Annotated in this window: 8 protein-coding genes; 2 read left to right on the top strand and 6 right to left on the bottom strand. The window is 73.1% G+C overall.

The genetic code is table 11. From position 1 onward, the window contains the following. The 4 genes from KBX53_RS10555 to KBX53_RS10540 all read right to left on the bottom strand — a co-directional run. Window positions 1-538, bottom strand: a 538-nt coding sequence (locus KBX53_RS10555; RefSeq protein WP_210858887.1) for a siderophore-interacting protein, incomplete at its 3' end; no start/stop codon positions are given. 28 nt (window positions 539-566) lie between these two features. After that, a complete protein-coding gene (locus KBX53_RS10550; RefSeq protein ID WP_245233768.1) occupies window positions 567-2,669 on the bottom strand; it encodes an iron ABC transporter permease in 2,103 nt (700 codons plus the stop codon). A gap of 2 nt (window positions 2,670-2,671) precedes the next feature. Then, window positions 2,672-3,655 carry an ABC transporter substrate-binding protein gene (locus KBX53_RS10545; RefSeq protein WP_030337642.1) on the bottom strand — a complete coding sequence of 328 codons (984 nt, stop codon included), beginning with the start codon at window positions 3,653-3,655 and terminating at the stop codon, window positions 2,672-2,674. Between the two features lie 32 nt (window positions 3,656-3,687). Continuing rightward, the gene (locus tag KBX53_RS10540; RefSeq protein WP_030337641.1) at window positions 3,688-4,521 is read right to left on the bottom strand and encodes an ABC transporter ATP-binding protein; all 834 of its coding nucleotides are present in this window, start codon (window positions 4,519-4,521) and stop codon (window positions 3,688-3,690) included. Window positions 4,522-4,632: 111 nt separating this feature from the next. Between KBX53_RS10540 and KBX53_RS10535 the strand changes: the two genes are divergently transcribed. Further along, window positions 4,633-7,812, top strand: coding sequence for a BTAD domain-containing putative transcriptional regulator (locus tag KBX53_RS10535; RefSeq protein ID WP_210858886.1), 3,180 nt, complete (start codon window positions 4,633-4,635; stop codon window positions 7,810-7,812). Window position 7,813: 1 nt separating this feature from the next. Here the strand turns inward: KBX53_RS10535 and KBX53_RS10530 are convergent, their stop codons facing one another. Further along, window positions 7,814-8,641, bottom strand: a complete 828-nt coding sequence (locus KBX53_RS10530; protein WP_030337639.1) for an ABC transporter permease — start codon at window positions 8,639-8,641, stop codon at window positions 7,814-7,816. After that, entirely contained in the window at window positions 8,638-9,618 is a 981-nt protein-coding gene (locus KBX53_RS10525; protein WP_030337638.1) for a daunorubicin resistance protein DrrA family ABC transporter ATP-binding protein, read from the bottom strand. Before KBX53_RS10525 ends, KBX53_RS10530 begins: the two co-directional genes overlap by 4 nt. 285 nt (window positions 9,619-9,903) lie before the next feature. Between KBX53_RS10525 and KBX53_RS10520 the strand changes: the two genes are divergently transcribed. Then, on the top strand, window positions 9,904-10,549 hold a 646-nt coding region (locus KBX53_RS10520; protein ID WP_210858885.1), incomplete at its 3' end, for a hypothetical protein.

Here is a 10,549-nt window from a genome sequence, read left to right as displayed (position 1 = left end):
GCACGACAGGGCCGCGGGCGTCCACCGGGAGCCGGGCACAGATGCCGCTGATCGCCGGCACGGCGGTCTCGTCCCCGGCCAACAGCAGGGTGCTGCCGGCCGACTGTCGGAACTCGACCCCGCCGTGGTTGCCGTCGTAGCCGGCGTCCGGCCCGACGAGTGCGATCTCGTCGCCGACGGTGGCCCGCCGGGCCCAGCGCGTCGCCGGGCCACCGTCGCCGTGCAGCACCAGGTCGACGTCGACCTCGGCCAGGTGTGGTCGGACCGCCCGCACCGTGTAGGTACGGATCGGATTGCGCAGGTGCTCCGGCAGGGCCCGCCACTGCGCGTACCAGTCCGCTCCGTGGGGCAGGGTCGCCGCGCGCTGACCGGCCAGCGGCAGCGCCAACTTGATCCGCTGGTCGTAGCCGTTGTCGGCGAAACGGTCCAGGTCCGCCCCGGTGAAGGTCACCCGGGTGAAGGACGGGCTGAGTCGGCGTACCGCGCGGACGGTGACGGTGAACACGCGCCACGGGGCGATGGGCAGGGTCTCGGTCATGGTGCCTCACTCGACTCGGGTGGGCGTGCTACCGGGTGGTGCTCGCCACGGCGCGGGAGCGCCACAGCAGCCAGATGAAGTACGGGGTGCCGATCATGGCGGTGACCAGGCCGGCGGGGATCTGGGCCGGAGCGATGACCGTCCGGCCGAGGGTGTCGGCGATGCTGACCAGCGCCGCGCCGAGCAGGGCGGCCACCGGGAGCACCCGGGAGTGTCGGCCGCCGACGAGTGCCCGTGCGGCGTGCGGGGCGACCAGGCCGACGAAGCCGATGACCCCGACGGCCGAGACGGCGGTGGAGGTGAGCAGTGCCGCCGCGCCGAGCGCGATCAACCGGGTGCGTTCCAGGCGGACACCCAGCACCCGGGGGGTGTCGTCGTCCAGTGCCATCAGGTCGAGTTCCCGGCGGGCGGCGACCACGGCCGGGGTGAACACCAGCAGGGCTATCAGCACCGGCAGCACCTGGGCGGGCATCCGGCCGTAGGTGGAGCCGGACAGCCAGGTCAACGCCTTCCCGGTGTTCCACGGGTCGAAGGCGACGACCAGGTACGTGATGACCGCCAGGCCGCCCTGCCAGGCGCCGAAGCCGATCAGCACCAGCCGGTCGGAGCTCAGCCCGCCGCGCCAGGCCAGGCCGTAGACCAGCGCGAACGCCACCATCGCGCCGAGCCCGGCGACGCCGGAGACGGCCCACACACCGGCCAACGGCACGAAGGTGAGCAGCCCGACCGCCCCGAGCCCGGCCCCGGCGGTGATGCCGAGGATGCCCGGCTCGGCCAGCGGGTTGCGGCAGACCGCCTGCACCGTGGTGCCGGCGACCGCGAGCGCCGCGCCGGCCAGGACCGCCGCGGCGACGCGCGGCCACCGCTGGTCCAGCACGAAGGTGTACGCCGGCCCGGTGCTGCCGTTGACCCAGTTGAGCACGTCGCCGAGCAGCACCCAGGTGTCCCCGGCGAGCATGCCGACGGTGACGGCGGCGACGGTCAGGACGGCGGCGACGGCGACGACGCCGCGGTGGAAGGCGGCGGAGCGGACCGCCGCGTGCCCACCGGGCGGACGACGGGTGGGACCCGCGTCGCGGTGCCGGCGGGCCAGCCAGATGAGGATCGCCGCGCCGAGCATTGTGGTGACCACGCCGGTGGGGATGTCGACACCGGCCTGCCCGCCCAGCACGGCCCGCAGCAGCACGTCGGAGCCGAGCACGATGATGACCCCGGCGATGCCGGACAGCGGCAGCAGGACGCGGTGCCGGTGCACCCCCGGCACCACTGGCGCGAGCAGCCGGACGATCACCGGGGCGCACAGGCCGACGAAGCCGACCGGGCCGGTGAGGGTGACGGCCGCGGCGGAGAGCAGCACAGCGAGGACCAGCACGGTGACTCGGGTGCGCCGCACGTCGAGGCCGAGCACGGTGGCGGTGTCGTCACCGAGGGCGAGGATGTCGAGGCGGTGCCCGAGCAGTACGAGCACGACGACGGCACCGACGATCACCGGGGCGAGTTGGGTCAGCGAGGTCAGGTCGCTCTGCACCAGCGAGCCGTTCCCCCAGGCGAACAGCCCGATGGTGGCCTGCTCGAACAGGAGCAGCAGCAGTGTCGTCACCGACCCGAGTGCCAGCGCGGTCGCCGAGCCGGCGAGGATCAGCCGGGTGGTGCCGGCCTGCCCACCGGAGGACATGGCCATCACCAGGCCGGCGGCGGCCAGTCCGCCGCAGAAGGCGAGGCCGCCGGCGGGCAGCGCGGGCAGCGAGACGCCGAACGCGGCGAAGGCGACGATCGCCAGGTGGGCGCCCGCGTTGACAGCGAGGGTGTCCGGTGAGGCCAGCGGGTTGCGGGCGATCGACTGCAACGCCGCCCCGGCGAAACCGAGCGCCACCCCGATGGTCAGCCCGGCGAGCAGCCGGGGCAACCGGGAGGCGACCAGGACGCGGGCCGCCTCGTCGTCGGCGCCGGTGGCGAGCCGCAGCAGGTCGAGGGCGCCGACGTTCGAGGTGCCCTGGGTGAGGTGCACCGCGGTCACCACGAGCAGCAGCAGGATGGCGGCGACGAAGACACCGGCGACGCGGGGCGCGGTGGGGCGCCCGCCCGGAGCCGGCCGGATGGCCGGCTCCGGGCGAGGGGGCGCGTTCAGCACGCTCACACCGCGTACGTCTTGACGAGTTCGTCGATGTACTGCTTGCCGGAGAGCGGACCGCCGAAGGTCCAGATGCCGTTGGGCATCTTGTGCAGGTTGCCCTGCTTGACGAAGGGCAGCGACGTCCAGATGGCGTTGCCGGCGAGCCCGTCGGCGAACACGTCCTCGCCGTCGGAGGCGTTGTAGAACAGGTGCGTGTTCGGGTCCTTGAGGACGGTCATGCCCTCGACGTCGGTCTGGCCCAGGCCCCACACCTCGTCGGTCTTGCCGGTCCAGGCGTTGGTGAGGCCGAGTTGGATGCCGATCTGGGAGACCAGCGCGCCCTCGCCGAACATCCGGATGCTGACGGTGCTGCCCTCCTTCCAGCCGTCGGCGATGGCGAACGGGCGGCCGGCGGCCCCCGCGTCCGCGATCTTCTTCTTGCCGTCGGCGATGGCCGTGTCGAAGTCGGCGAGCAGCTTCTGCGCCTCGGTGGTCTTGCCGACCGCCTTCGCGATCATGTTGAGGTCGGTGCGCATCCGGCCGAGGTTGTCGGTGGCGTCACTGCCCTTGGCGACCAGGACGGGCACGAACTTCTCCAGCTGACTGACGATGGCGCCGCCCCGGTCATCCTCCATCACGACGAGGTCGGGCTGGAGGGCGACGATCGAGTCGACGCTGGGCTCGCCGCGGACGCCGACGTCCTTGACGGTCGGGTCGAGCTTCGCGGAGGTGACCCAGGTGCCGTAGCCCTTGGGATCGGCGACACCGACGGGCATGACGCCCAGGCTGACCAGCAGCTCGACCTCGCCCCACTCAAGGCCGACGACCTTGGTCGCCGGCGCCTTGAGGGTGATCTCCTTACCCCGGCTGTCGGTGACGGTGACCGGGCCACCGGACGCCGGGGCGGAGGCCTCGGGGGCGGCGGCGTTCTCGGTGGTGCCGCAGGCGCCGAGTGTCAGCGCGGCCACGACGGCGATGAGGGCGGTGAAACGGGTACGGGTCATGACGGTCTTTCTCTGCTGGGGATGAGGGGTGTTCAGACCAGGGCGCGGATCTGGTGCCGCCCGACGGGGCGGGTGGTGACCAGTCCGCTGACCGGATCGGTGGTCACCTCGATGCGGATGCCGTAGGTCTCGGTGAGGGCGTCCTCGGTGAACACGGTGGCCGGGGTGCCGGTGGCGCGGACCCGGCCCTGGTGCAACAGGACCACCTCGTCCGCCACGGCCGCCGCCTGGTTGAGGTCGTGCAGCACGACGCCGACGGCGACGCCGTGATCGTCCGCGAGGTCACGGACCAGGTCGAGGATCTCCACCTGGTACCGCAGGTCGAGGAACGTGGTGGGCTCGTCGAGGAGCAGGACCGGGGTGTCCTGGGCGAGGCAGGTGGCCAACCACACCCGCTGCAACTCGCCTCCGGACAGTTCGTCGACCGGGCGATCGGCCATCGTGGCGACGCCGGTGACGTCCATGGCACGTGCGATGGCGGCGGGACCGTCCGGGTCCTCAGTGCGCCAGCGCCCCCGGTAGGGGTGGCGGCCGTAGCCGACGACGTCGCGGACGGTGACCCCGCTGGGCACCGGCCGGCTCTGGGCGAGCAGGGTGACCCGCCGGGCGAACTCCCGGGCGGCGAGACCGGCGGCGGTGACGCCGTCGGCGAGGTGCACTGTGCCGGCCTCGATCGGGTGCAGCCGGGCCAGGGCCCGCAGCAGGGTGGACTTGCCGCTGCCGTTGGGCCCCACGAGTGCGGTGACGGCGCCCTCGCGGAGGTCGATCACGGCACCGTGCACCACCGGCACACCGTGATAACCCAGACGGAGGTCGACGCCGGACAGGCGGCAAGCTCCGTTGGCCGACGCCAACTCGTTCTGCATGAGGTTAGGCTAACCTAACCAAACGATCACCTGTCAAGCCGGTCGTGGCCGTGACCAGCCGGGCGCACCGGTGGTCATCGGGTCCGTGCGCACGTGGGGGATGCTGGGTCCGTGCAGATCGCGACCCTCGGCCCCCTGGCCGTCGACGGCCAGCCCATTCGGGGTGAACGGCTCGCGGCGGTGCTCCGCGCGCTCGTCGACGCGCGCGGGCGGGCGGTCTCCGTCACCCTGCTCGTGGACGCCGTCTGGGACGGCGCGCCACCCGACGACGCGACAGGCGCCGTCCAGGCGCTCGTGTCCCGGGTACGCCGCCTCGGCTTGCCAGTGGTCGCGGTGCCGGGCGGATACCGGTTGCCCGCCGAGGAGATCACCGTCGACGCGGTCGAGGCGCGCGCGCTCACCGACCAGGCGCGCACCGTGCTCCGGTGCGGTGACGTCCGGGCCGCCCGGGGCCTGGCCGATCAGGCCCGTGCCCTGTTCCCCGAGGTGCCGGAGTTGGTCGGCGCCGAGGACACCCGCCTGTTCGCCGACGTCGCCGCGCTGCGCGCCGAGGCGGCACTCGCCGGCGTGGGCCCGTTCGACGAGGCCGACCTGGGCCGGCTCGTCGCGCGTACGCCACCGGACGAGCCGTCCGCCGCCCTGCTCGTGCGGGTGCTGGCCGCCCAGGGGCGGGAGGCGGAGGCGCTGGAGCTGGTCGAGCGGCTGCGCGCCGACCTGGCCGACCGGTACGGCACCGACCCGTCACCGGTGATCACCGCCGCCCACCTGGCGTTGCTGCGCGGGGAACTCACCGCCCCGCCCGTCGCCACGCCACCCCGGCAACCGGCGCGGATCACGCTGCCCGCCGCGTGGCGTCGTCCGATGGCAGCCCTCGTCGGGCGGGAGGGGGACGTCGAGACCATCACCGGCGCTCTCACCGAGGCACCCGTCGTGACGATCGTGGCGACCGGCGGGGCGGGCAAGACCCGGCTCGCCGCCGAGGTGGCCAGGCGTACGGCGGCGGCCGGACGGGCGGTGCGCGTGATCGAACTCGCCGGCCTGCGCTCGCCGGACGAGGTGCTGCCCACTGTGCTCGCCGCGCTCGGTGGCGCGGACACCACGGCGACCGGCGGCAACCTGGGTCTGGAACGTCGGGTCCTCAACCCCGGGGAGCGGCTGCGTGCCGTCGCGCCGGACCTGGACGGGTTGCTGGTGCTGGACAACTGCGAGCACGTGCTCGACGCGGTGGCCGTCGTCGTCGCGGACCTGGTGGCCGCGGCCTCGCCGGAGGTCGCGGTGCTCGCGACGAGCCGCGCCCCACTGGGCCTGGTCGGCGAGTTGGTGCACCGGCTGACCGCGCTGCCGGACCCCGACGCGCTCGCGCTCGTCGAGTCGCGGGCACGGGCCGGCGGCGCCGTGCCCACCTGGGATACCGAACGGGCGCTCGTCCTGTGCCACCGGCTCGACAACCTGCCGCTGGCGCTCGAACTGGCCGCCGCGCGACTGCGGCACATGCCGATCGACGACGTGCTCGCCGGGCTGACCAACCGGTTCGCGCTGCTCGACGACGCCCTGCGGGGTCTACCCGAGCGGCACGCCAGCCTGTGGGCGCTGGTCGACTGGAGCCGGGAACTGCTCGCCGAGGACGACCGCGACCTACTCCAGCGGGTAGCTGTCATTCCCGCGCCGTTCACCGCGGACCTCGCCGCCGCCGTCGCGCAGGTCCCGGACGTCCGTCGCGGCCTGGCGACCCTTGTGGAGCAGTCCCTGCTGACCCTGGTCGAGGGGGACGGTCCGCCCCGCTACCGGATGCTCGAAACGGTCCGTGAGTACGGCGAGGCCCGGCTGGACGCGGCCGGCGACCGGGGCCGGGCCATGGCCGGCCTGGTCGGCTGGGCGCGGGAACAGGCCGTCGCGCTCGCCGGCCGCTTCATCGGACCTGACCAGGTGGAGGCGCTGCACCGGTGCGCCGCCGAGCAGGACAACCTGGTCGCGGGCCTGCGCTGGGCGATGCGGGAGGACGACGAGCCCGCCTCGGTCGACGTCGCCACCGCGCTGTTCCACCTCTGGTCGGTGCGCGGCCTGCACCTTGAGGTCCTGGGCTGGGCGCGCGGACTGCTGCACATCGACGACCCCCGGCGGCGGCTGCGGTCGGCGATCCTGCGGGGTGCGGCCAGCGGCCGGCCACTGCCCAACGCCGACCGGCTGGCCTGGACGTGCGTGGTGATCAGCGTGAACGCCGGCATCAGCGCCGACCTGCGGCCCGCCGTGCTCGCCCGCCGGGCCCTGCGATTGGTCCAGGCCGAACGACCCGCCGAGGTGTCTTCCCGGCTGACCGCCCTCGCGGCGGCGCTGCCCGGCTTCGACACGTCCGACCTGGAGCAGAGCCTGAAGAACGCGACCGAGCTGGTCGCCCACCCGGACCCGTACGTGCAGGGGCTCGGGTTGTTCGCACGCGCGGCGGTACGCGAGAACGGCGGCCAGCCGGAAGCGTCGATCAGTGACGCCGAGCAGGCGTACCACCGCTTCGAGGTGGTCGGCGACCACTGGGGCATGGCGATGGCGGCAGGTGCCGTCGGGCAGTTCCTGGTCCCGGGCGGAGACGCCCGGTCGGCCGAGTGGCTGACGCGCAGCGTGCACCACATGGAGCTGGTCGGCGCCGCGCAGGACGCGCGGTCGATCCGGCTCCGACTGGACGTGCAGCTCGCCCTCACCGGCGACGCGGAGGCGGAACGGCGACTGGGCGAGACCGCCACACCGGGCCAGGCCGACCAGATGGACGCCGCGCAGGCGTTGCTCGGCCTGGGGCACCTCGCCTGGCAGCGCGGGCGCTACGACGAAACGCTCAGCCACGTCGACGAGATGACCCGCATCCTCGCCGGTTGGGCCGGGCCGCAGCCACAGCCGCGGGCGATGCTCCGGGCCGCGGCGGCCGTCCTCTGCCTGCGGGTTGCCGAGGCGCGACCGGCGTCGGGTGACGACCCGGCCGTCCAGGCGACCGCGATGCTCTCGCTCACCCGCGACGACGCGCTCAACTCACGGGACCTGCCGGTGATCGGGGCGTGGGCGTCGGGCGGCGCGGAACTCGCGGCGTACCGGGGCGACGCCGACACCGCCCGCGAACTGTCAGTCCTCGCCAAGCGGATCGGCACCCACATCGAGATGTTCTTCCCCACCGGGATCAGCGAACGGCTCGACGCCATCCTCGGGGACGAGGAGCAGCGTGAGCCGTTGCTGACCGGGTGGCGCGAGCGGCCGCCCGCCGCGGCCGTCAACCGGATCCGCGAACTGATGGACGACCTGCTCGCCTGACTCAGATCTTCTTGCGGTACGCCCGCAGCGCCAACGGCATGAACAGCGCCACGAAGCCGGCGCACCAGGCGAGCGTCCACCACACGTGTGAGCCGAGCGGGGTGCCGAGGAACAGCCCGCGTACCGACGCCACCAGGTGGGTCATCGGGTTGACGTCCACGAACGTCCGCATCCAGCCCGGCAGGGTGTCCGCGTCGACGAACACGTTGGACGCGAAGCTCAGCGGCATGATCAGCGCGAACATCAGACCCTGCACGGCACCCGGCGTGCGCACCTTCATCGACACCAGCACCGGCAACCAGCTCAGGCAGAGCGCGAACAGCACCGCGAGCAGACATCCGGCGACCGCCCGGAACGGGTCGGTGTCGATCCGGAAACCCATCACGTAGCCGATCGCGAGGGTCGACACGGTGACGATGACGTACCTGACGACGTCGCCGAGGACCGCGCCGACAAGTGGCGCGGAGCGGGGGATCGGCAACGACCGGAACCGGTCGAAGATGCCCTTGGCGATGTCGGTGTTGAGGTTGACGCCGATCGCGATGGCGCCGGTGGCGATCGTCTGCGCCAAAATGCCGGGCAGCAGGAACTGCAGGTAGTCGTGGGTCGAGCCGGCGACCGCGCCGCCGAAGATGTACACGAAGATGACGAGGAACAGCACCGGCTGCACTGTGACGTCGATGAGCGCCTCGGGCGTACGCCAGGTCTTGATGAGGCTGCGCTTCGCGAGCGCCAACGAGTGCCGGACCAGCCGCAACGGCCGTGGGTTCGGGGCGGTCGTCGACAGCCCGCGGCGGGTCGTGGGCGCTGTGTCGGTGAGGGTGCTCATGCCGCGACCTCCGTGGGGCGGGTGGTGTCGTCGTCGGACGCCGTACGCCCGGTGAGGGTGAAGAACACCTCGTCAAGGCTCGGCAGGTGCAGGGAGAGTTCGGTGACGGCGATGCCGGCGGTGGCGAACCGCGCGACGCTCTCGGTCAGGGCCGCGTCGTCGCTGACCGGCACCGCGAGTACGCCCTTGCGGATCTCGTCGGCCTGCGCGCCGGAACCGACCCGGGTCAGGATCTCCGCGGTACGGGGCAGGTGCGCCGGGTCGGACGGGCGAACCTCCAGGGTCTGCCCGCCGACCACCCGCTTGAGCCCTTCCGGGGTGTCGTGCGCGATGACCCGGCCGTGGTCGATCACCGTGATCGCGTCGGCGAGCGCGTCGGCCTCCTCCAGGTACTGGGTGGTGAGCAGCACCGTCGAGCCGTTGTTGACAAGCGACCGGACCACGTCCCACATGTCCTCGCGCTTGGCCGGGTCGAGCCCGGTCGTCGGCTCGTCCAGGAAGATCACGTCGGGGGAGCCGACCAGGCTGGCGGCCAGGTCCAGCCGCCGCCGCATGCCGCCGGAGTAGGTCTTCGCCGGCCGGTTCGCGGCGTCGGTCAGGTCGAACCAGTCGAGCAGTTCGGCGGCCCGTCGCCGGGCACCCGAGCGGCCCAGCTCCAGCAGGGTGCCGAACAGCTCCAGGTTCTGCCGGCCGGTCAGGTCCTCGTCGACCGAGGCGTACTGGCCGGTGAGGCCGATGCTCTGCCGAACGCGCTCGGCGTCCCGGACCACGTCGAAACCGCTGATCCGGGCGGTTCCGCCGTCCGGGGTGAGCAGGGTGGAGAGGATGCGCACGGCGGTGGTCTTGCCGGCGCCGTTGGGGCCGAGCACCCCGAGCACCGTCCCGCGGGGTACGGCGAGGTCCACGCCCTGAAGCGCCCTCGTCTTCCCGAATGTCTTCACGAGGCCCTCGGCCTCGATCACCAGGTCAGCTGTCATGCGCCGAGTCTGCGCGGGCCGGCTGACACCGCCCTGACACGCCACCGACATGGGCTGACATCGGGCGCGCGGGTGAGGGCGGCCGGGGCCCGCACCGCCACGCCGACGGTCGGCGGCACGATATGCTGACGACGGCAGAGCGCCTGCCAGCGCCCGATGTGGTGGCCCACGCCCAACCGCATGCCCGGGGCCAAGAGTCTCCGACTCCGCGCCGATCTGTCGACTCCCGGCGTGCCGGTCGCGCCGCCTGTTCGGTGGAGTGCGTGGGGCTGCACCGGAGGCGTCATGTCTGATTCCATCCCCCGACGGACCCCAGCCCCGGGACGCGCCCGCAAGCGCGCCATCCGCGAACATGCCGTCCGGGCCGGCGTCGCCTACTCGGAGGCCGCCCGGCAACTGGAGTCGGTCGGCCTGCGGCCCGGCGAAACCCTCTCCAGGTACGGGCGGACGATCTATCCGATCGGGTTCGACCCGCATCGCCAACTGCTCGTCGAACGTCGTGAGCGGCGGTCGTTCGCGGAGCGGTTGTCGGACAGCAGGCGGGCCGCGATCCTGCCACACGGCCGGGCGCGGCATCTCGTCGAGCGGTTCCCGCCCAGCCGGGGGCGTACCGGCAGCGGAGTCGGCCCGCTCTATCACGGCGAGGGCCGCGAGGAACTGCTCGCGATGCTGTACATAGTGGTCGTGGCGGAGTCGCCAGGGTTGCTGCCCGAGGTGGGGGACCTCGCCTGGATCGCGGAACTCGGCGAGGACACCGCGCTCGACACGGCCTGCGCCGACATCGACCGCGAGGCCCGTCGCCTGCTCGACCAGGAGCCGATGGCCCTCTGGTCGCGCATCCAGAGGGCGCTGACCATCGCCGAACGGAGCGCGGACGGGCAGGTCCGCCAGGAGGCGGTCCGGCAGACCGCGCTGTTGAGCACGATGATGA

This window comes from Micromonospora sp. M51, from assembly GCF_018070305.1.
In the GTDB taxonomy this organism is placed as follows: domain Bacteria; phylum Actinomycetota; class Actinomycetes; order Mycobacteriales; family Micromonosporaceae; genus Micromonospora; species Micromonospora parva.
This window is presented reverse-complemented; position numbering and strand designations above follow the sequence as displayed.

Excerpts from the sequence above, each read along its gene's own strand:
- KBX53_RS10525 (WP_030337638.1), bottom strand. The coding sequence starts at position 9,618 with ATGACAGCTGACCTGGTGATCGAGGCCGAGGGCCTCGTGAAGACATTC.
- KBX53_RS10545 (WP_030337642.1), bottom strand. The coding sequence starts at position 3,655 with ATGACCCGTACCCGTTTCACCGCCCTCATCGCCGTCGTGGCCGCGCTG.
- KBX53_RS10530 (WP_030337639.1), bottom strand. The coding sequence starts at position 8,641 with ATGAGCACCCTCACCGACACAGCGCCCACGACCCGCCGCGGGCTGTCG.
- KBX53_RS10540 (WP_030337641.1), bottom strand. The coding sequence starts at position 4,521 with ATGCAGAACGAGTTGGCGTCGGCCAACGGAGCTTGCCGCCTGTCCGGC.